Source organism: Croceibacterium segetis (assembly GCF_011320115.1).
Classification (GTDB): Bacteria; Pseudomonadota; Alphaproteobacteria; order Sphingomonadales; family Sphingomonadaceae; genus Croceibacterium_B; species Croceibacterium_B segetis.
Genome location: NZ_JAANOZ010000007.1, coordinates 22,549 through 43,175 on the forward strand (window position 1 = coordinate 22,549; position 20,627 = coordinate 43,175).

The window sequence follows — 20,627 nt, forward strand, 5'->3', positions numbered from 1 at the left end:
GCTGGGGGGCGCCGCTCGATGACAACTCTCGACACCAATTCGACCGAGGACGCCGCACCGGCGGGCACGGTCTCGCGCATGGCCTGGCGTATCCTGCCGCTGCTCGGCGTGGCTTACCTGTTCGCCTATATGGACCGGGTCAATATCAGCTTCGCCGCCTTGCAGATGAACGCCGACCTGGGTTTCAGCGCCACGGTCTACGGTCTGGGGGGCGGGCTGTTCTTTCTCGCTTACGCCTTGTTCGAAGTGCCGTCGAACCTAATCCTCGCCAGGGTCGGCGCGCGCCGCTGGATCGCGCGGATCATGATCACCTGGGGATTGCTCGCCGCAGGCATGATGTTCGTCCAATCGCCCTGGCAGTTTTACCTGATTCGCTTCCTGCTCGGCGCGGCCGAGGCGGGGTTCTTTCCCGGCATCGTCTTTTACATGGCGCACTGGTTTCCGAAGGCCGTCAGGGGCCGTGCACTGAGCGTGATCTACATCCTCGGTGCGCTCGCCGGAGTGGTCATCGGCACGTTTTCGCCCATGCTGCTCTCGCTGGACGGCGCGCACGGTCTTGCCGGCTGGCAATGGCTGTTCCTGGTGGAGGGGCTTCCCGCCGCGCTGGTCGGGCTGCTGGTGCTGTTCCTGCTACCCAATGCCCCTGAAACCGCGCGCTGGCTCAACAACGCCGAAAAGGCCTGGATCGTCCGCGCACTCGAGGCCGATGCCGATGCCCATGGTGCGCCTGACGCACACGGCGTCGCGGCGGCGCTGCGTCATCCGCAAGTGTGGCGGCTCGGCCTCTTCGGGTTCCTGACGATTGGCACCGGGATCACCTTCACGCTGTCCGCACCGCAGGTGCTGCAGATGGCCACCGGGCTAAGCACCACCGATATCGGGCGCTTGACCAGCGTGGTCGCGGTACTTGGGGCCGGCGGCATCCTGCTCGCCGGAATTCTGTCGGACCGCAGGGGTGAACGCTTCTCGACGATGGTGACCAGCATCGCGGTGGTGGCATCATGTTACGCACTGATGGCGCTGACCATGCATGGCCATGTCACAATATTCGTCGCGCTATTCCTGCTTTGGGGGCTGGCGGTCTGGGCGGTTTCGTTCGGCAACCTCATGTGCTGGCCCGATCTGCTGCCGAAGCACCTGCTCGCGGTCGGTGGCGCCGCGATCAACACGGTCTCCCAGCTCGGCGCTTTTCTGATGCCTTATGCCTGGGGCGCCGCGCGCGACGCGACGGGCGGGTTCGAAGCGGGGCTGGCCGGTCTCGCAATCGCCGCCGCGCTGGCGGTGCTGGTGGCGCTTGCGGCACGGGCGCAGGCGAACCAGTCCCGACCGAAGTTAAGCGCTGCTTAAGCGCCGTGGTCGGCGCGGCCGAAGTCGGGCCGCGCGTCGTCCTGGCCGAGCTCGATGATTCCGCGGCGGATCGCGCGGGTGCGGGTGAACAGGTCGAACATGCTGTCGCCGTCGCCGGCCTTGATCGCCTCTCGCACGCCTTCGAGGTCGGTCAGGAAGCGATCGAGCATCTCGAGCACAGCGTCGCGATTGTTGAGGAACACGTCGCGCCACATCGTCGGGTCGCTCGCGGCAATGCGGGTGAAGTCGCGGAAGCCGCCCGCCGAGTACTTGATCACTTCGCCGCGGGTCACTTCCTCGAGGTCCGAGGCGGTGCCGACGATGGTGTAGGCGATCAGGTGGGGGATGTGGCTGGTGACCGCGAGCACGAGGTCGTGATGCTCGGCGTCCATCACCTCGACCATGGCACCGAGCGCACGCCAGAATTCGGCGAGACTGGCGACGAGGCCGGGGTCGGCGTCGACGGGCGGGGTGAGGATGCACCAGCGGTGGTGGAACAGCGTGGCGAAGCCGGCGTCGGGGCCCGAGTGCTCGGTGCCGGCGACCGGGTGGGCCGGAATCACCGGCTGGCCTGGCAGGGCCTCGGTCAGCGCGCGGGTAATGCTGCGCTTCGATGAGCCGACGTCGCTGACCAGCGCATCCGGCGGGAGTGCATCGGCGATCTGCCGCGCGACTTCGCCCATCGCGCCCACCGGCACGCAGAGGATGACGAGCTCGGCGTCGGCCACGGCTTCGGCGGCCGTCTCGCAGATCGTTCCGGCCAGGCCGCGCTCGGCGGCGCGGCGGCGGACCGCGGGATCGGCGTCGTAGCCGGTCGTGGTCACACCGGGCAGGTGCTCGGCGATGGCAAGCCCGATCGAGCCACCGATGAGCCCCAGGCCGATGATCGCGACGCGCTCGAAGCTCATGCCGCGCCTTCGGCCATGCGCCTGAGGCATCCGGCGACTTCGTCCATCTGCTCGGCGGTGCCGATGGTAATGCGCAGGCCCTGCGGCAGTCCCTGGCCCGGCAGGTGCCGCACCGCGTAGCCCGCATCGGCCAGGCCATGGAGCGCCGCCTCGGCGCTCAGCGCGCCTTCGAACAGCACGAGCACGAAGTTGGCGCCGCTCGGCAGCGGGCGGACGCCGCGATTGCCGAGCGTTTCGAGGGCGGCGACGAAGCGGGCACGCACCGCACGGTTATGCTCGCGCGAGGCCTCGACGAAGGCCTGATCGGCGAGCGCGGCAACGGCCGCCGACTGGGCGCTCACGGTGACGTTGAAGGGCCCACGGATGCGGTTGAGCGCTTCGACCAGCGCCGGCGCGCCGGTTCCCCAGCCGACCCGCTCGCCGGCGAGGCCGTAGATCTTCGAGAAAGTGCGGGTGGCGAGCACGTTTGTGTACGCCGCCGCAAGGGCGAGCCCCTCGTCCTGGTCCGCCGGATCGACGTATTCGGCGTAGGCTTGGTCGATCACCAGCAGCACCTCGGCCGGCAATCCGGCATGGAGCCGCGCCAGTTCGGCCCTGGGCAGGAAGCTGCCGGTGGGGTTGTTCGGGTTGGCAAGGAAGACCACCCGCGTGCGCTCGGTGACCGCGGCGAGCAGGGCATCGACATCGGCCGCGTAGTCGCGATCCGGAGCCTCGACCGGCGTCGCCCCGCAGCGGCGCGTGGCGATCTCGTAAACGGCGAAGCTGAAGCGGGGGAACAGCACCTCGTCGCCCGGGCCGGCGAAGGCCTGCGCGGCGAGGTTGAGCAACTCGTCCGAGCCGGTGCCGCAGACGATCCGTGCCGGGTCGATCCCGTGCAACTCGCCGATCGCGTCGCGCAAACGGCGGCTGTCGGGATCGGGGTAGAGCGAGGGCGCGCTCGCCTCGGCCCGCGCCTCCAGCGCCGCCGGGCTGGTGCCGAGCGGGTTCTCGTTGGCCGAGAGCTTGGCCAGCGGCTTGCCGTCCGCCCCGGCGCTCTTGCCGGGCACGTAGGCGTGGATCGCCGCGATCCACGGCTTCAGCTTGGGCCCCGTCTCGTTCACGGCGCGCCGCATAGCGGCAACCGGCGGCAATTGACAGTGTTTGCGCCAGCCCCCAATCCGCTGCCGACATGGCCAGCGCCGGTGCCCTCGATGCGAAGAGCCTCGTGCTCCCCGACCCGCTCCCGCTCGACAGCGGGCAGCGGCTCGAGACCGTGCGCGTCGCCTACGAGACTTACGGCGAACTGGCGGACGACAAGGGCAACGCGATCCTCGTCTTCCACGCGCTGTCGGGCGACCAGCACGTCGCCAGCGTCCATCCGATTACCGGCAAGCCCGGCTGGTGGGACCGCATGGTCGGCCCCGGCAAGCCGATCGACACCCGCCGCTATCACATAATCTGCGCCAACGTGGTCGGCGGCTGCATGGGCTCGACCGGTCCGGCCAGCGACGGGCCGGACGGCAAGCCGTGGGCGATGCGCTTCCCGGTCATCACCATCCGCGACATGGTCCGCGCCCAGGTCGCGCTGCTCGACGCGCTGGGGATCGCGAAGCTCCACGCGGTGGTCGGCGGCTCGATGGGCGGGATGCTCGCGCTGAGCCTCGCGGCCAACTTTCCCGACCGGGCGAAGCGAGTGCTGGCGATCGCCACCACCGCGCGGCACTCGGCGCAGAACATCGCCTTCCACGAGGTCGGTCGGCAAGCGATCATGGCCGATCCTAACTGGGAGGGGGGCGACTACTATGCTCACGGCAAGGGCCCCGAAAAGGGCCTCGCCGTCGCCCGCATGGCGGCGCACATCACCTACCTTTCCGAAGCCGGGCTGACCGACAAGTTCGGCCGCCGGTTGCAGGACCGGGCGGCCAAGAGCTTCGGGTTCGACGCCGATTTCCAGGTCGAGAGCTACCTGCGCCATCAGGGTATCGCCTTCTCCGACCGCTTCGACGCCAACGCCTACCTCTACATCACCCGGGCGATGGACTACTTCGACCTCGCCGAAGAGCACGGCGGGCGCCTCGCCGACGCCTTCGCCGGGGCCACCGCGCGGTTCTGCCTGGTCAGCTTCGACACCGACTGGCTCTACCCGACCGCCGAATCCAGGCACGTGGTGCACGCGCTCAACGCGGTCGCCGCACCGGTCAGCTTCGTCGAGCTTTCGGCGCCCTACGGCCACGACAGCTTCCTGCTCGACGTCCCGGCGCTCGATCGGGTGGTCAAGGGCTTCCTCGAATGAGCCTGCGCGCCGACCTCGCGGTGATCGCCGCCCATGTCGCGCCGGGCGCGCGGGTGCTCGACGTCGGCTGCGGCGAGGGCGAGCTGATGGAAGTGCTCCAGCGCGAGAAGGGCTGCGACGCGCGCGGCATGGAGATCGACCCCGAAGCGGTCGAGCGCTGCGTCGCCCGCGGCCTCTCTGTGGTCCAGGGCGACGCCGACCGCGATCTCGCCGACTATCCCGACGACGCGTTCGACTGCGCGATCCTCAGCCAGACGCTGCAGACCGCCGCGCGACCCGACCAGTTGCTCGACGAGCTGCTCAGGATCGGCCGCCGCGCCTTCGTCAGCTTTCCCAACTTCGCCTACTGGCGTATGCGCTTCTCGCTGCTCGCCCACGGGCGCATGCCGGTGACCCGGCACCTGCCGGTGAGCTGGTACGAGACGCAGAACATCCACCACGTGACGGTCGAGGATTTCCGCGAATTGCTGCGCGCGAAAGGCGTGACGATTGAGCAGAGCTGGTTCTTCACCGGCGAGCGCGAGATCGGCGGCACGAGCGCCAACTGGCGCGCCGAGCACGCGGTGTTCCAGCTGAGCCGGTGACCGCCAGAACAGGGTGACACTTTACGGACCCTGTCACCCAAGTGTCGCCTGTGAAACCTGCGGAAATCCGCGGTTTTCGGCCCAGGCGACAGGGTGACACATCTCCAACTGCGTTCGCGCCCCGGATGGCTGCATGGACGGGCCCCGACACCACGGGCGCAAAGACGACGATTTGAAAGAGCAGCAGGGAATATGGAACAAAACGGGAATGTAGGAAAGCGATTTCTTGCCCGGGCGCGTTGCGGAGGCGCGCTTGCAGAGACAGTTATGCCTGCTCGCGTCTTCACCACGTTTGGTAGGGCCATCTTAACCCTGCGGGCAGAGCCTTCGCCGCATGGACTATTTCCAGGTAGACAAGGGACTCTTCGTTATCGAACGCCGCGCGGCCCGGCGCACCCGCGCCACTTGCGCGGCGAGCCTGCGGACGCTGACCAGCGAGAGTTTCGGCCATTTGTGGGACCTGTCCGAGACCGGCGCCCGGGTCAGCCTGGACAACCCGCCCGAGGCGGGAGCAACCGCGCTGCTGAAATGGGGCAGCGAGAAGGTCATGTGCTCGGTGGTGTGGACCGAGCGCGACATGTGCGGACTGGAGTTCGACCACCCGGTAGACCCGGCGGTGGTGGAAGCCAGCACGCGAATGTTCGGCATCGTCGAGCAGCCGGTCGCGACCGTGGGGAACATCCCGGTCGGGCGGAAGCGGTCGGCGATGAACGCTTCGGCGAACCGAGATGATGGAACGCGTCCGGACTTGCTGGCTACACGGTCGGCGCCCAAGCCGAATCCCTAGCAAACGCGGCCCTGCGCGCCGGACCAACGAGTCTGGCGATCAGGCAGCCCCGTCATTCACCACCAGCACGCTGTCATCTCGTGCCAGGCACCACAAGCTCAGTCCCGCCTCCCGCGCCCGTTCGACCGCCATGCTGGTCGGCAAGGAGACAGTGACCAGGCGCGTCGCCTCGGCGCGGACGGCCTTTTCGACGATCTCGTAAGAGCAGCGCGCGGTCGAGAGGATGAAGCCGGCGGCGGGATCCTTGCCCGCGGCGGCAAGGGCGCCGACGAGCTTGTCCATCGCGTTGTGGCGGCCGACGTCCTCGCGGGCCATGCGGATCGTGCCGGCGAGGTCGCAGAACGCGGCGGCATGGGCGGCGCCGGTCCGTTTCGTGAGCGGCTGGTGGTCGCGCAAGCCGGCAAGCGCAGCGAAGATCGCCGCCTCGCCGAGCGCGGCGTGCGCCGGGACTTTGGGCAGCGGGCGCGCGACGGCTTCGAGGTTCTCGATCCCGCACAGTCCGCAGCTCGATTCCGCCACGCGCGAGCGGACACGCTCGGTCAGCTTGTCGACCCCCAAGCCGGCCAGGGCCGAGCGGACGATCCAGCCGAGGTCGGTTTCGGCGACGGCCACGTCGGTCACGTCGGCGGGGGTCTTGGCCAGGCCCTCGGTCAGCGCGAAGCCGCGGGCGAAGTCCTCGAGGTCGGCCGGCGTGGCCATCATCACCGCGTAGCTGAGCCCGTTGAACTCGAGCGCCACCGGTGCCTCGGGCACCCATTCGCGCGCTTTCGGGCGGCGAGTGCCGTCGGCGCGGATTTCCGTGACTTCGCTTTTGCTCGTCATTGCGAGGGACCGAAGGTCCCGCGGCAATCCAGGGGCGGCGTTAACCGCCCCGGATTGCTTCGCTTCGCTCGCAATGACGAAGGGATGTAAATCATCTCACTTCGGCGCGACGTGGAGCGTCAGCCCGCGTCGGAACGACCGACTCCATCGACATCATTCCACTTGGTCGCGCGGGTCTGCGAGCCCGGGTGTCCCTTTTCGGCCAGGTGTTCGATCGCGTCGCGGGCGATCGGGATCAGCTTCGAATGGTCGTCGGCGAAGATCATCGCCTTCATCCGCGGGTCCCAGAACTGGTAGATATGGTCCGCCGTGGCGAGCACCGCCTGATCGTGGCCCATCGCCTCGAAATTGCGGGCGATGTCGCCGGCCATCCGCCGCAGCGTCTCGATCGTCGAGCTCATTCGGCCGGCTCCATGGCCGGATCGATCCGGCGGCTGCGCTCGGAAAGCTCGGTGTATTCCTCCTGCCACTCGCTCGGACCGTTCGACGGCATGACCTGCACCGCGGTGACCTTGTACTCGGGGCAGTTGGTCGCCCAGTCGGAGAAGTCGGTGGTGACGACGTTGGCCTGGGTCGAGGGGTGGTGGAAGGTGGTGTAGACCACCCCCGGCGCGACGCGGTCGGTGACGAGCGTGCGCAGCGTCGTCTCGCCGGTGCGGCTGGCGAGCCGCGCCCAGTCGCCGGTCTTGAGGCCGCGGTTCTCGGCGTCGGCCGGGTGCATCTCGAGCAGATCTTCCTCGTGCCACATCACGTTCGCCGTGCGGCGGGTCTGCGCGCCGACGTTGTACTGGCTGAGGATGCGCCCGGTGGTCAGCAGCAGCGGATAACGCGGGCCGGTCTTCTCGTCGGTGGGCACGTATTCGGTGACCACGAACTTGCCCTTGCCGCGCACGAAGCCTTCGACGTGCATCACCGGCGAGCCTTCGGGATGGGCTTCGTTGATCGGCCACTGGACGGAACCGACTTCGAGCAGCTTGTCCCAGTTGAGCCCGGAGAAACTCGGCGTCAGGCGGGCGATCTCGTCGATGATCTCGCTCGGGTGGGTGTAGCTCCAGCCGGCGTCGAGCGCGTTGGCGAGCAGCTGGGTGACTTCCCAGTCGGCATAGCCGTTGGCCGGTTCCATCACCTGGCGCACCGGCTGGATGCGGCGCTCGGCGTTGGTGAAGGTGCCGTCCTTCTCGAGGAAGGTCGAACCCGGCAGAAATACGTGCGCGTAGTTGGCGGTCTCGTTGAGGAACAGGTCATGCACGATGACCAGTTCCATCGCCTCGAGCCCGGCTGAGACGTGCTTGGTATTGGGGTCGGACTGGAGGATGTCCTCGCCCTGGATGTAGACCGCCTTGAAGGTGCCGTCGCAGGCCGCGTCGAGCATGTTGTTGATGCGCAGGCCCGGCTCGGGATCGAGCGCGACACCCCAGTCCTTCTCGAACAGCGCGCGGACTTCGTGGTCGTGAATGTGGCGATAGCCGGGCAGCTCGTGCGGGAAGCTGCCCATGTCGCAGGACCCTTGCACGTTGTTCTGCCCGCGCAGCGGGTTCACGCCGACGCCGGGGCGGCCGATGTTGCCGGTGCACATGGCAAGGTTGGCGATGGCGATCACCGCCGAGCTGCCCTGGCTGTGCTCGGTCACGCCGAGTCCGTAGTAGATCGCGCCGTTGCCGCCGGTGGCATAAAGCCGCGCGGCCTTGCGCACGTCCTCGGCCGGTACGCGTGTGACGGCCTCGAGGAACTCGGGACTGTGCTTCTCGTCGGAAACGAAGCGGGCCCAGTCCTGGTATTCGTCCCAGTCGCAACGCGCGCGGATGAAGTCTTCGTTGGCGAGGCCTTCGGTGACGATCACGTGCGCCAGGCTGGTGAGCACGGCGACGTTGGTGCCGGGCTGCAGCGGCAGGTGGTGCGCTGCCTCGATGTGGGCGCTGCGCACGAGGTCGATCCGCCGCGGGTCGATCACGATCAGCTTGGCGCCCTGGCGCAGGCGGCGCTTCATGCGGGATGCAAACACCGGGTGGGCGTCGGTCGGGTTGGCGCCGATCACCATCATCACGTCGGCGTCCATCACGCTGTCGAAGTCCTGCGTGCCGGCGCTGGTGCCGAAGGTGGTCTTGAGGCCGTAGCCGGTCGGGCTGTGGCAGACGCGGGCGCAAGTATCGACGTTGTTGGTCCCGAACACCGCGCGCACCAGCTTCTGCACGAGGTAGGTTTCCTCGTTGGTGCAGCGGCTGGAGGTGATCCCCCCGAGCGCGGCCGGACCGTGCTCGGCCTTGATCGCCTTGAGCTTGCTCGCGGTGTGGCTCAGCGCCTCCTCCCAGCTGACCTCGCGCCACGGCTGGTCGATGGACTCGCGGATCATCGGATTGAGGATCCGGTCCTTGTGGTTGGCGTAACCATAGGCGAAGCGGCCCTTGACGCAGCTGTGCCCGCGGTTGGCCTTGCCGTCCTTCCACGGCATCATCCGGACGAGCTGCTCGCCGCGCATCTCGGCGCGGAAAGTGCACCCGACGCCGCAATAGGCGCAGGTGGTGACCACGGCGCGCTCGGGCAGGCCGATCGCCTTGACGCTCTTCTCGCGCAAGGTCGCAGTCGGGCAGGCCTGCACGCAGGCGCCGCAGCTGACGCATTCGCTGGAGAGAAAGTTGTCCTCGTCCTGCCCAGCCGAGACCATCGAGGCGAAGCCGCGCCCGTCGATGGTCAGCGCGAACGTGCCCTGAACCTCGTCGCACGCGCGCACGCAGCGGCTGCAGACGATGCACTTGGAGGGGTCGAAGTCGAAGTACGGGTTCGAATGGTCGGTCGCGAGCGCAAGGTGGTTGTCGCCGTCATAGCCAAAGCGCACGTCGCGCAGGCCGACGTTGGCCGCTTCTTCCTGCAGCTCGCAGTCGTTGTTGGCGCTGCAGGTCAGGCAGTCGAGCGGGTGGTCGGAGATGTACAGCTCCATCACGCCCTTGCGCAGCTTCTCGAGGCGCGGCGTCTGGGTGTGCACGACCATGCCCGGCGCGACCGGCGTGGTGCAGCTCGCCGGGGTGCCCTTGGCGCCTTCGATCTCGACCAGGCACAGGCGGCACGAGCCGAACGACTTCATGTTGTCGGTGGCGCAGAGCTTGGGGATCTTCCCGCCGCTCTCGCTCGCCGCGCGCATCACGCTGGTGCCCGCGGGGACCGTGACATCGCGTCCGTCGATCGTCAGCGTGACCTGTTCGGTCGACCGGGATTCGGGAGTCCCGAAATCCTTCTGGCGTTCATAACCCATGACGTTGCTCCATCGCCGCCAGGTCGGCGGGCGTGTTGATATTAGCAGATTGCGATTTCGTTTTCACCGCACGTGCGCCCACGGCCTCGGCGAAAGCGAGCATCGAGTGCCGGCCATCGCCTTCGAGGATACGCTCGAGCGTGGCGCAGGCTCCCACCGGCCACAGCCCGACGACCGGCTGGTCGGTGAGATAGGCGGGCGCGGGGGAGAGCATTTCGAGCAGGTTTTCCGGTAGGTCGACCGAATCCACCCCGCAGCTGAGCACGGCTTCGTAGTTCTCGTCCTGTGCCAGGTGCAGCGCGGCGGCGATCCCGGCCAGCGGGCCCATGTTGGCGCGCGGCCAGTCGGGGATCGTCGGCGCCGGGGCCATCTCGCGCCCGGCGACGACGACGTATTCGCAAAAGCCGTCGAGCGAATCGACCGCGCGGGCCAGCAACGTGCGCCCGCCGAGCTCGGCGAGCGCCTTGTCGCTGCCGAACCGCGTCGACTGGCCGCCTGCGAGGACCACGCCCAGGATCACTCGGCGGCCTCGGCTTCCGCCGCGGCCCTGCCGGTGAAGTCCTCCGGCCAGTGTTTGAGCGCGCTCATCACCGGGAACGGGGTGAACCCGCCGAGCGCGCAGAGCGAGCCGAACTTCATCGTTTCGCACAAGTCGGTCAGCAGGCCGATCTCCTGCTCCTGGCTGCGGCCGTGGCGCGGGGCGTTGTGCATCACGTCGAGCCGCTCGACATGATCGGGCGTGCGCCCGCCGGCGCGGATGCGGTCGATCACCTCGACCCCGCGCACCGCGCCGATCCGGCACGGGGTGCATTTGCCGCAGGACTCGGCGGCGCAGAACTCCATCGCGAAGCGCGCCATCGCGCCCATGTCGGCGGTGTCGTCGAACACGGTGATCCCGCCGTGGCCGATCAGCGCGTCGGCGGCGGTGTATTCCTCGTAGTCGAAGCGAATGCCGAAATCGTCCGGGTGAATGTAGGCGCCCAGAGGGCCGCCGACCTGCACCGCCTTGACCGGTCGGCCGCTCTCGGTGCCGCCGCCGATCTCGTTGACCAGCTCGCCCAGCGTGACGCCGAAGGCGGTCTCGAACAGGCCGCCGTACTTGATGTTGCCGGCCAGCTGGATCGGCATCGTGCCCTTCGAGCGGGCGAGGCCGAGTTGCTCGTAAGCGCTCGCGCCGCCTTCAGCCAGAATGTGCGGCACGGCGGCGAGGGTGAGCACGTTGTTGACCACCGTCGGCTTGCCGAACAGGCCCTCGATGGCGGGGAGCGGCGGCTTGGCGCGCACTTCGCCGCGCTTGCCTTCGAGACTGTTGAGCAGGGAAGTCTCCTCGCCGCAGACGTAGGCGCCCGCGCCGACCCGCACTTCGAGCTCGAACGGCGCGACGAGACCGGCGGACAGCTCGATCGCCTTCTCCATCTTGGCGATGGCATCGGGATATTCGCTGCGGATGTAGATGTAGCCCTTGTCGGCCCCGACCGCCTCGCCGGCGATCGCCATGCCTTCGATCAGGAGGTAGGGGTCGCCTTCCATCAGCATGCGGTCGGCGAAGGTGCCGCTGTCGCCCTCGTCGGCATTGCAGACGATGTACTTCTGCGGGCCCTGGGCCTTCGCGACGGTCTGCCACTTGATTCCCGCCGGGAACCCCGCCCCGCCGCGCCCGCGCAGGCCCGACTGGGTGACCTCGGCGAGGATTTGTTCGGAGCCGACCTGGCGCGCGCGCCTGAGGCCGCTCCAGCCGCCGGTCGCTTCGTAGTCTTCGAGGCTCAGCGGCCGGGTCTTGCCCGCGCGGGAGAAAGTCAGCCGCTGCTGCTTGGCGATGAACGGGTGCTTCTCGATCTCGCCGATGGCGATCTCGCTCGCGCCGCCTTCGAGGATGTCGTCGACGTCTTCGAGCGTGACGCGGCCCCAGCCCTGGCCGTCGATTTCGACCAGCGGCTCGAGCCACTGCATGCCCCAGCTGCTCGTGCGCTGGACCTCGTGGCCCTTGGCGGCGAAGGCGGCGGCCAGCTCGTCGGCGCCGAGCGCGCGGGCGAGGGCGTCGTCGGAAATGCGAATGATCATCACGCGTTCTCAACAATCTGCGCCAGCGCCGGGCCGTCAAGCCGGGCGTGGAGACGGTCGCCGACCCGGGCCGCGGGGCCCGAGCTGCACAGCCCGAGGCAATAGACGGTCTGGACCTTCACGCGGTCGCCCGCGGCGGCGGTCGCCTGGTCGATGATTTGCTCGACCCCGCGCGCCTTGCACGCCTCGGCGCGGCAGACCTGCACGACGGGGCGCAAGTCGGGCTGGTCGTGGAAGTCGTGGTAGAAGCTGACGACGCCGTGGACGTCGGCGCGCGATAGGTTCAGGCCCTTGGCGACCAGCGCCTCGCTCTGGGCGTCGACGCAGCCGAATTCGGCCTGCACCGCGTGCAGGACCGGCAGCAATGCGCCCTCCCGCCGGTGATGCTCGGCGACGATCTCGCCGATCTTTTGCTCCTTGGTACTCATTCTCTCAGCCCTTCAGCCTCTCTGCGTGCCAGGCGACATGGTCGTCGATGAAGCTGGACACGAAGAAATACGAATGATCGTAGCCTTCCTGCATCCGTATCGTGGCGGCGATATTCGCGCTTCGGCAGGCTTCGTCCAGCAAATGTGTCTTGAGCTCAACGTCGAGGAAGTTGTCGGCGGTGCCCTGGTCGACGAGCAGCTCGGGAATCCGCGCACCCTGTTTGATCAGCGCGCAGGCGTCGTATGGCTGCCAGGCGACGATGTCGTCGCCGAGATAGCCCCCGAGCGCCTTCTGCCCCCACGGGCAATTGATCGGGCTGACGATCGGCGCGAAGGCGCTGGTCGAGCGGAACCGGCCTGGATTGCGCAAGCTGACCGTCAGCGCGCCGTGCCCGCCCATCGAATGGCCCGAAATGCCTTGCCGTTGCATGTCGACCGGGAAGGCCTCGGCGATCAGCGCGGGCAGCTCCTGCTCGATATAAGTCCGCATCCGGAAGTGCTGCGACCAGGGCTGCTGCGTCGCATCGACGTAGAACCCGGCGCCCTTGCCGAAGTCGTAGGCCGGATCGTCGGGCACGTCGTCGCCGCGCGGGGAGGTGTCGGGCCCGACGAGGATCACGCGATGCTCGGCGCAGGCGCGATGATAGTGGCACTTGATCATCGCGTTTTCGTGCGTGCAGGTCAGGCCCGAGAGCCACCACAGAACCGGCAGCTTCTCGCCCGGCGTGTGCGCGGGAACATAGACCTGGAAGGTCATCGGCGTGCCGGTGGCGGAGGAGAGGTGCGTATAGACCCCCTGGCTCCCGCCAAAGCACAGCGACTCGCTTACGCGCTCCATTTCAATCCTTCGGGTCGGCTCTCTCGAACAGGCCGGTAACCGCAATCGGCGAAAGATTGAACCCTAAGCGGCGCAATTTCGGAAATAATCAATTTGGTCCGTGCGTCGAGGCAGCCTTTCGAGACGAGCGTTGGCCTTTGGCCAGCTTCGCTTCCGAAGCCCCGTCTCGAAGGGCTACTTCCCCGGCGCGCAGAAGGCGCACAGCTTGTTGCCGTCGGGATCGCGCATATAGGCCCCGTAGACCGGCGGATCGCCGTATTCCCGCTCGCCCGGAGGGCCCTCGTCGCGGCCGCCGTTGGCCATGCCGGCAGCGTACCAGGCGTCGACCGCAGCGCGGTCCCTGGCCTGGAAGCCGATGGTGCCGCCATTGGCGTGCGTGGCCGGCTGCTCGTCGCGCGGAGTGGTCACGCCGAACATGCCCGTTTCCGGCGATCCGTAGAACGCCCCCTTGGGCGTGTGCTGGCCGGAAATGCCAAGCGCGCCGAGCGCCGCGTCGTAGAACGCGCGCGCCTTGTCGGGGTCGTTGGTGCCGACCATCACGTGAGTGAACATCCGCCGTTACTCCTTCGGGCCGGCGTTGGGAGTGAAGACGCAGATCTTGTTGCCGTCGGGATCGCGCAAGTAAGCGCCATACATGTTGCCCGGCGAGTTCGCGCGGAAGCCCGGGGCGCCCTCGTCGATGCCGCCGTGCGACAGGCCGGCGGCATGCCAGGCATCGACCGTCGCGTAATCCCTGGCCTTGAGCCCCAGAGTGTGGCCGTTCGAGACGGTCGCTTCCATCCCGTTGAGCGGCTTGGCGATGATCAGCGAACCTTCCTCGCTCGCATAGACGGTGCCGTGAGGCAGCTCATGGCCGGCATAACCGAGCTTGCCCATCGTCGCGTTGTAGAACTCGCGGCTCTTGTCGATGTCGTTGGTGCCGAGGAAGACGTGGTTGAACATGGGAATCCTCTCTGGAGTGGCTTGGAATTACTTGAGGCGGTGCAGGGCGCAGATCTTGTTGCCGCCCGGGTCGCGCAAATAGGCGAGATAGAGCACGCGACCGCCCGTTGCGTTGCGCGGGCCGGGTGGGTCCTCGATCGCGGTGCCGCCCGCGGCGAGCCCGGCGGCATGGAAGGCGTCGACCGCTTCGGCCGACGGGGCCTGGAAGCCCAGCGTGCCGCCGTTGGCGCCGCTCGAATGCTCGCCGTTCAGCGGGGTGCGGATGACGAAGCGGCCGCCGTCGTGCGCGTAGACCGCGCGCCCCAGCTCGTCGACCTCGCCCGGGGGCACGCCAAGGGCGCCCAGCGCGGCGTCGTAGAAGCGCTTCGAAGCCGCGACATCGTCGCTTCCGAGCATCACGTGACTGAACATGTCGGTTCCTTCGTCAGAATAGGACGACGCTGCGGATGCTTTCGCCCGCGTGCATCAGGTCGAAGCCCCTGTTGATCTCCTCGAGCGAGAGGACGTGGGTGATCATCGGGTCGATCTGGATCTTGCCGTCCATGTACCAGTCGACGATCTTGGGGACGTCGGTCCGCCCCTTGGCGCCGCCGAACGCGGTGCCGCGCCAGTTGCGTCCGGTGACGAGCTGGAACGGCCGGGTGGCGATTTCCTTGCCCGCTTCGGCCACTCCGATGATCACGCTGGTGCCCCAGCCGCGGTGGCAGCATTCGAGCGCGGTGCGCATGACCTCGGTGTTGCCGGTGGCGTCGAAGGTATAGTCGGCGCCGCCGTCGGTCATCGCGACGACCTTGGCGACGATGTCCTCGCGGCTCATTCCTCGCGTGTTGAGGAACTCGGTCATGCCGAACTGGCGGCCCCAGGCCTCGCGGTCGGGGTTGATGTCGACGCCGATGATCTTGTTGGCGCCGGCGAGCCGGGCGCCCTGGATCACGTTGAGGCCGATCCCGCCGAGCCCGAACACCACGACGTTGTCGCCGACCTGGACCTTGGCGGTGTTGACCACCGCGCCGACGCCGGTGGTGACGCCGCAGCCGATGTAGCAGCTGGTCTTGAACGGCGCGTCGTCGCGGATCTTGGCGACGGCGATCTCGGGCAGCACGGTGAAGTTCGAAAAGGTCGAACAGCCCATGTAGTGGAAGATCGTCTCGCCTTTGTACGAGAAGCGGCTGGTCCCGTCGGGCATCAGCCCCTTGCCCTGCGTCGCGCGGATCGCGGTGCACAGGTTGGTCTTGCCCGAGAGGCACGACTTACACTGCCGGCATTCGGGGGTGTACAGCGGGATCACGTGGTCGTCGGGCGAGACGCTGGTTACACCCGGGCCGACCTCGCGCACGATCCCCGCGCCCTCGTGGCCGAGCACGCTCGGGAAAAGGCCTTCGGAATCCAGTCCGTCGAGCGTGTAGGCGTCGGTGTGGCAGATGCCCGTGGCCATGATCTCGATCAGCACCTCGCCGGCCTTCGGCCCCTCGAGATCGAGTTCCACGATCTCGAGGGGCTTCTTGGCCTCGAAGGCTACGGCGGCACGCGATTTCATTCGTAAGCTCTCCGGTTAGTCGATCGCGGCGCCGACGGGCACCATCGACGGGTGCTCGTAATCCGGGTCGCGCATCGGCAGCAGCCAGATCAGCCCCGCGCCGAGGATCGCGCCGATCGACATGATCGCCGAGACCAGGAACAAGTGCTGGTTGCCGCCGCCGAGCCAGGTGAACAGGAACCCGGCGATGATCGGCGAGCCCGCCGCCCCGGCGCGGCCGACGCCGAGCGCGAAGCCGGTTCCGGTCGCCCGGGCAAAGGCCGGGAAGCCGCGGGCGAAGGCGGCGTAGTAGCCGACGATCGCGGCGTTGAGGAAGAACATCGTCAGGAAAGTGGCGAGGCGCCAGCCCCACAGCGTGTCGCTGCCCATGCCGAACGCGGCAACGGCGGCCGAGCCAAGCACCGCGCAGACGATCGTCGGGCCCTTGATGTCCCACTTGCGCAGCAGGAATCCGAACAGGAAGCCTCCCACCGCGCCGCCGATGTTGGCCCAGGTCAGCGTGCTCGCGGCCTGGGGCTGCGTGAAGCCGCTGTCGGCGACGATCTGCACCGCGAACTTGAGGATGTAGTAGAAGGTGATGGTGTGGAACACATAGCCGAACGCCAGCAGCAGCGTGACCGGGCGCAGGCGGGCGTCGGCGAGAATGTCGGTGACCTTCGGCTTTGGCGCCGTCGCGGAAAGCTCGGGCAGCGCGTCGATCGGCGGTTGCTGGAGCGCGCGCAGCGATCGGTTGATCTTGTCGAGTGCCCCCTCGGGCCGGCGGGCGGCGAAGTAGGCCGGCGTTTCCGGCACCAGCAGCATGACCAGCGGAATCATCAGCGCGGTGACCACCGAGCCGAACAGGAATACCGCGCGCCAGTCGTAGTCGACCAGCAGCCAGCTTTGCGCGGCAAAGCCGCCGATCACGCCGCCGACCGGATAGCCGATCACGTAGAGCGCCATCGCGAGGCTGCGGCCCTCCTTGCTCGAGACCTCCGCGGTGACCGCATTGGTCGCCGCGAGCATGCCGCCGATGCCGAGACCGGTGAGGAAGCGCCAGATCGTCAGGTTGTCGACCCCCGTCGCGGCGTGGGCCATGTACATGCCGATCGCCATGATCACCAGGCAGCCGAGCATCGCCGGCTTGCGGCCCATCTTGTCGGCTACGCCGCCGAGGATCACCGAGCCGAAGCCCATGCCGAACAGCTCGGCCGAAAGCACGATGCCGAGCTCGGAGCGCGGAATGCCCCATTCCTTGGTGATGCCGGGCGCGGAAAAGGCGCTGGAGAGGACGTCGAACCCGTCGAGCGCGTTGAGGAAGATCATCAGCACGACGACGATCCACTGCCGCGTGCCCATCGGATTGTCGTCGATTACCTTGATCGGGTTCGTGCCCGCTACAGGTCCAGCCATGTCAGGTTCCTCTCCAGGAATGCGCGCAGATCAATCGTGGATTCGCGCGAGCATTTCCACCAGTTTTTTGACTTCGTCCGGCGTGAAACGGCTCTTGAGCCACGCCTCATGCTCGCCGATGCAGCCCTTGGCCGTGGCGAGCGCCGCGCGGCCTTCGGTCGTCAGGTAGAGCGCCTGCTTGCGCGCGTCGCTGGTCGAGCGCTCGCGGCGCAGGTAGCCGCGTTCCTGCAAGCGGTTGACGATGGTCATCGTCGTCGCCCGGTCCATCTGCAGCCGCTGGCCCACCGCTATCTGCGAGATGCCGGGGTGATCGTCGACCAGCCACAGCACGCTGACCTGTTTCTGCGTCAGGTCGAGGTCGCAGAAGGTCTCGGTAAAATGGCGGTAGACCGCGACGTGGGCCAGACGGATGTGGAATCCGACGATGTCGGCCAGTTCGCCGAGCTCGCTGTCCTTGTCTCCGGTCAAAGCCGTCGCTGGCGCCACCCTCTATCCCTCACCGTTCTTATGATATTGCCTAATTGTTAGTGGAGCATACAATCGGGCGCAAGGAGAGGCACAAGCGCATGTCACAGTTTCCCGACACCCCGTCGTTCACCGGGTTCAACACGCCGAGCCGGATCGAGGCCGATATCGAGGATCTTCAGCACACCGGGACGATCCCGCGCGAGCTCGACGGCGCGTTCTTCCGGGTCCAGCCCGACCCGCAGTTTCCGCCGATGCTCGGCGACGACATCGCCTTCAACGGCGACGGGATGATAACCCGCTTCCATTTTCACGACGGGCGGTGCGATTTCCGCCAGCGCTGGGCCAAGACCGACAAGTGGAAAGCCGAGCACGAAGCGGGACGCGGCTTGTTCGGGATGTATCGCAATCCGCTGACCGACGATCCCAGCACCAAGGGCATGTACCGCTCGACCGCCAACACCAACGCCTGGATCTACGCCGGCAAGCTGTGGGCGATGAAGGAAGACAGCCCGAGCCTGATCATGGATCCGGTGACGATGGAGACCGAGGCATTCGAGACCTGGGACGGGGCGATGAAGAGCCAGACTTTCACCGCCCACCCCAAGATCGACCCCAGGACCGGCAACATGGTGGCGATCGGCTATGCCGCCAGCGGGCTGTGCACCGACGACGTTTCGTACATGGAGATCGGCCCCGACGGCGAGCTGGTGCGCGAGAAGTGGTTCAAGGTCCCCTACTACTGCATGATGCACGACTTCGGGATCACCGAGAACTACCTGATCCTGCACATCGTGCCCTCGATCGGATCGTGGGAGCGGCTCGAGAAGGGGTTGCCGCACTTCGGCTTCGACACCACCCTGCCGGTCTACCTCGGCGTCATCCCGCGGCGCGACGACCTGAAGCCGGAAGACATCCGCTGGTTCAAGCGCGACAACTGCTTCGCCAGCCACGTGCTCAACGCGTGGGAAGAAGGGACCAAGATCCACTTCCTGACCTGCGAGGCGAAGAACAACATGTTCCCGTTCTTCCCCGACGTGCACGGCGCGGCGTTCAACCCCGCCGAGGCGATGAGCAAGCTGACCGACTGGACGGTCGACCTCGCCAGCAACGGCGAGGATTTCGACGCCGTCACCCAGCTGACCGAGACTTCCTCCGAGTTTCCGCGCATCGACGACCGCTTTACCGGCATGAGGAACCGCTACGGCTGGGGCCTGGAGATGGATATGAGCCGGCCTTGCGAGCTGAAAGGCGGCAGCGCCGGCGGCTTCCTGATGAACTGCCTGTTCCTCAAGGACCTCGAGACCGGCAAGGAACAGCATTGGTGGTGCGGCCCGGTCTCGAGCCTGCAGGAACCGTGCTTCATCCCGCGTTCGAAGGACGCGCCCGAAGGCGACGGCTGGATCGTCCAGGTCTGCAACCGCCTCGAAGAGCACCGCAGCGACCTCCTGTTGTTCGACGCCCTCGACATCGAGAAGGGCCCGATCGCCACCGTCCAGGTGCCGATCCGCCTGCGCTTCGGCCTCCACGGCAACTTTGCGCCGAGTGAGGCGATCGGGCTCAAGGAACTCGAACCGGCTTGAGGCTTTCGAAGGGGAGGGGAATGAGGACAACAGGTTTGACCAAGGCGGCGCTGCTTGCCGCAGCGCTGGCCTTGTGCGCGCCGGTCACGGCGCAGCAAGCGCCCGCGCAGGGGCCGTCGCCGGCGGTCGTGAAGATGCGCTGGCAGTGGCTCAATCCGGAGATCAACAGCTTCACCTTCCGCGATACCGACCGGGTGTTCGAATCGCGCGCGGTGAAGCGGGCGGGCCCTGTGTGGGACTTGCCGCGCGGGGCGCCGATGGCGATGCCCTCGATCCAGTTCGGCGGCGAGACGCGCGATTACGATCGCTTCGCCGAGGACACCTTCACCAACGCGCTGCTGGTGATCCGCGACGGCAAGATCGTGTTCGAGGACTATCGCAACAAGTCGAGCGCGCAGACCCACTTCATCTCGTTCTCGATGGCCAAGACTATCACGGCGATGCTCGTCGGCATCGCGCTCGAGCAGGGCAAGATCGGCTCGCTCGACGATCGCGCCGACAAGTACGTGCCCGAGCTCAAGGGCAGCGGCTACGACGGCGTGACGATCCGCCAGATCATGCAGATGCGCTCGGGCGTCGATTACCAGGAACGCTACGATTTCGGCGATCACCCGAGCTTTGCCGGCAAGCTCCACGAGCAGGCGATCATTCTCAACAAGATACGCTTCGCCGACGGCGCTTTGCAGACGAGGCGCGCCAACGCGCCCGGTAGCACGTTCAACTACTCGACGCTTGATACCTTCGTGGTCGGCTGGGTGCTCGAACGCGCGACGGGCATGAAGCTGGCCGACTTCACGCAGGCCAACCTGTGGGGCCCACTCGGCCCCGAGGCCGATGCCTTCTGGCTCGCCGACGGACCCGCCCCAGTCGGACGCGAGTTGTCGGGCATGGGCTACAACGCGGTGCTGCGCGACTTCGGCCGGCTTGGCCAGTTGATGCTCGACGACGGCAAGCGCGGCACCCGGCAGGTCCTTCCGGCCGGCTGGGTCCAGCAGATGGCGGCCGTGCGGCCGACCGGCGGACCGATGCCCGGCTACGGCCTGTTCACCTGGCAAGTCGACGACGAGCCCGGCGCATTCTCGGCGGTCGGCCTGGCCGGGCAATTCATCTACGTCAGCCCGCAAACCCGCACGGTAATCGTCAAGCTGAGTTATTATCCGCCGGCGGAACCCGAAAACGTACGGCCGGAGACGGTGGCCTTCTTCAAGGCTTTAGCCCACACACCCACGAGATGATCGAAATGGGACCATTTATTCGGAAGAAACCTAACGAAAGTTAGTTTGGCTTACTACTAATGATACCGTGGCATATAGTAATAACGGCTATCATTTGTCTGAATACATCTATTAAGGGAGCCAATTCACACCTTTTTTACCTAACTGCGTGATCTCAGCAGGGCGGCTGCAACGCTGCT

The 20,627-nt window shown here is 67.1% G+C and carries 21 protein-coding genes; 6 read left to right on the top strand and 15 right to left on the bottom strand.

From position 1 onward, the window contains the following. The first annotated feature begins 18 nt into the window (after positions 1-18). Positions 19-1,347: an MFS transporter gene (locus G7B69_RS09595; protein WP_207785992.1), complete on the top strand. Its 1,329-nt coding sequence runs from the start codon at positions 19-21 to the stop codon at positions 1,345-1,347. Here G7B69_RS09595 and G7B69_RS09600 read toward each other — a convergent pair. After that, a complete protein-coding gene (locus G7B69_RS09600) occupies positions 1,344-2,255 on the bottom strand; it encodes a prephenate/arogenate dehydrogenase family protein (RefSeq protein ID WP_166178627.1) in 912 nt (303 codons plus the stop codon). The genes G7B69_RS09595 and G7B69_RS09600 overlap by 4 nt on opposite strands. Next, positions 2,252-3,367 carry a histidinol-phosphate transaminase gene (hisC, locus tag G7B69_RS09605; RefSeq protein WP_166178629.1) on the bottom strand — a complete coding sequence of 372 codons (1,116 nt, stop codon included), beginning with the start codon at positions 3,365-3,367 and terminating at the stop codon, positions 2,252-2,254. The genes G7B69_RS09600 and hisC overlap by 4 nt, the downstream gene beginning before the upstream one ends. A gap of 56 nt (positions 3,368-3,423) precedes the next feature. Between hisC and metX the strand changes: the two genes are divergently transcribed. From metX to G7B69_RS09620, 3 genes are all read left to right on the top strand, one after another. Next, positions 3,424-4,527 carry a homoserine O-acetyltransferase MetX gene (metX, locus tag G7B69_RS09610; RefSeq protein WP_166178631.1) on the top strand — a complete coding sequence of 368 codons (1,104 nt, stop codon included), beginning with the start codon at positions 3,424-3,426 and terminating at the stop codon, positions 4,525-4,527. Further along, entirely contained in the window at positions 4,524-5,111 is a 588-nt protein-coding gene (gene metW, locus G7B69_RS09615; RefSeq protein WP_166178633.1) for a methionine biosynthesis protein MetW, read from the top strand. Before metX ends, metW begins: the two co-directional genes overlap by 4 nt. Before the next feature lie 334 nt (positions 5,112-5,445). Further along, positions 5,446-5,898, top strand: a complete 453-nt coding sequence (locus tag G7B69_RS09620) for a PilZ domain-containing protein (RefSeq protein ID WP_166178635.1) — start codon at positions 5,446-5,448, stop codon at positions 5,896-5,898. Positions 5,899-5,937: 39 nt separating this feature from the next. Here the strand turns inward: G7B69_RS09620 and fdhD are convergent, their stop codons facing one another. The 13 genes from fdhD to G7B69_RS09685 form a co-directional block, all read right to left on the bottom strand. Next, complete coding sequence (gene fdhD / locus G7B69_RS09625) at positions 5,938-6,720, bottom strand: formate dehydrogenase accessory sulfurtransferase FdhD (protein ID WP_166178637.1); 783 nt, start codon at positions 6,718-6,720, stop codon at positions 5,938-5,940. Between the two features lie 119 nt (positions 6,721-6,839). After that, positions 6,840-7,121 carry a formate dehydrogenase subunit delta gene (locus G7B69_RS09630; RefSeq protein WP_243415103.1) on the bottom strand — a complete coding sequence of 94 codons (282 nt, stop codon included), beginning with the start codon at positions 7,119-7,121 and terminating at the stop codon, positions 6,840-6,842. Beyond that, entirely contained in the window at positions 7,118-9,967 is a 2,850-nt protein-coding gene (gene fdhF, locus G7B69_RS09635; protein WP_166178639.1) for a formate dehydrogenase subunit alpha, read from the bottom strand. Before fdhF ends, G7B69_RS09630 begins: the two co-directional genes overlap by 4 nt. Beyond that, positions 9,957-10,487 (bottom strand): molybdenum cofactor guanylyltransferase, encoded by a 531-nt coding sequence (locus G7B69_RS09640; protein WP_166178641.1) that lies wholly within the window; start codon positions 10,485-10,487, stop codon positions 9,957-9,959. The genes fdhF and G7B69_RS09640 overlap by 11 nt, the downstream gene beginning before the upstream one ends. Then, positions 10,484-12,028 (bottom strand): NADH-ubiquinone oxidoreductase-F iron-sulfur binding region domain-containing protein, encoded by a 1,545-nt coding sequence (locus G7B69_RS09645; RefSeq protein ID WP_166178916.1) that lies wholly within the window; start codon positions 12,026-12,028, stop codon positions 10,484-10,486. The genes G7B69_RS09640 and G7B69_RS09645 overlap by 4 nt, the downstream gene beginning before the upstream one ends. Continuing rightward, the gene (locus G7B69_RS09650; RefSeq protein WP_166178643.1) at positions 12,028-12,456 is read right to left on the bottom strand and encodes an NAD(P)H-dependent oxidoreductase subunit E; all 429 of its coding nucleotides are present in this window, start codon (positions 12,454-12,456) and stop codon (positions 12,028-12,030) included. Before G7B69_RS09650 ends, G7B69_RS09645 begins: the two co-directional genes overlap by 1 nt. Positions 12,457-12,460: 4 nt before the next feature. Continuing rightward, on the bottom strand, positions 12,461-13,294 hold the full coding sequence (gene fghA / locus G7B69_RS09655) for an S-formylglutathione hydrolase (RefSeq protein ID WP_166178645.1): 834 nt from the start codon (positions 13,292-13,294) through the stop codon (positions 12,461-12,463). Positions 13,295-13,468: 174 nt separating this feature from the next. Beyond that, positions 13,469-13,846, bottom strand: coding sequence for a VOC family protein (locus G7B69_RS09660; protein WP_166178647.1), 378 nt, complete (start codon positions 13,844-13,846; stop codon positions 13,469-13,471). Positions 13,847-13,852: 6 nt separating this feature from the next. Then, positions 13,853-14,236 carry a VOC family protein gene (locus tag G7B69_RS09665; RefSeq protein WP_166178649.1) on the bottom strand — a complete coding sequence of 128 codons (384 nt, stop codon included), beginning with the start codon at positions 14,234-14,236 and terminating at the stop codon, positions 13,853-13,855. A 27-nt stretch (positions 14,237-14,263) separates the two neighbouring features. Further along, positions 14,264-14,647: a VOC family protein gene (locus G7B69_RS09670; RefSeq protein ID WP_166178651.1), complete on the bottom strand. Its 384-nt coding sequence runs from the start codon at positions 14,645-14,647 to the stop codon at positions 14,264-14,266. A gap of 13 nt (positions 14,648-14,660) precedes the next feature. After that, positions 14,661-15,773 carry an S-(hydroxymethyl)glutathione dehydrogenase/class III alcohol dehydrogenase gene (locus G7B69_RS09675; protein WP_166178653.1) on the bottom strand — a complete coding sequence of 371 codons (1,113 nt, stop codon included), beginning with the start codon at positions 15,771-15,773 and terminating at the stop codon, positions 14,661-14,663. Positions 15,774-15,788: 15 nt separating this feature from the next. Next, entirely contained in the window at positions 15,789-17,165 is a 1,377-nt protein-coding gene (locus G7B69_RS09680; RefSeq protein WP_207785994.1) for an MFS transporter, read from the bottom strand. A gap of 30 nt (positions 17,166-17,195) precedes the next feature. Continuing rightward, positions 17,196-17,633: a Saro_0803 family transcriptional regulator gene (locus tag G7B69_RS09685; protein ID WP_243415104.1), complete on the bottom strand. Its 438-nt coding sequence runs from the start codon at positions 17,631-17,633 to the stop codon at positions 17,196-17,198. A gap of 98 nt (positions 17,634-17,731) precedes the next feature. Between G7B69_RS09685 and G7B69_RS09690 the strand changes: the two genes are divergently transcribed. After that, positions 17,732-19,213 (top strand): lignostilbene-alpha,beta-dioxygenase, encoded by a 1,482-nt coding sequence (locus G7B69_RS09690; protein WP_166178658.1) that lies wholly within the window; start codon positions 17,732-17,734, stop codon positions 19,211-19,213. Positions 19,214-19,233: 20 nt separating this feature from the next. After that, positions 19,234-20,448 (top strand): serine hydrolase domain-containing protein, encoded by a 1,215-nt coding sequence (locus tag G7B69_RS09695; protein ID WP_166178660.1) that lies wholly within the window; start codon positions 19,234-19,236, stop codon positions 20,446-20,448. The last annotated feature ends 179 nt before the right edge of the window (positions 20,449-20,627 follow it).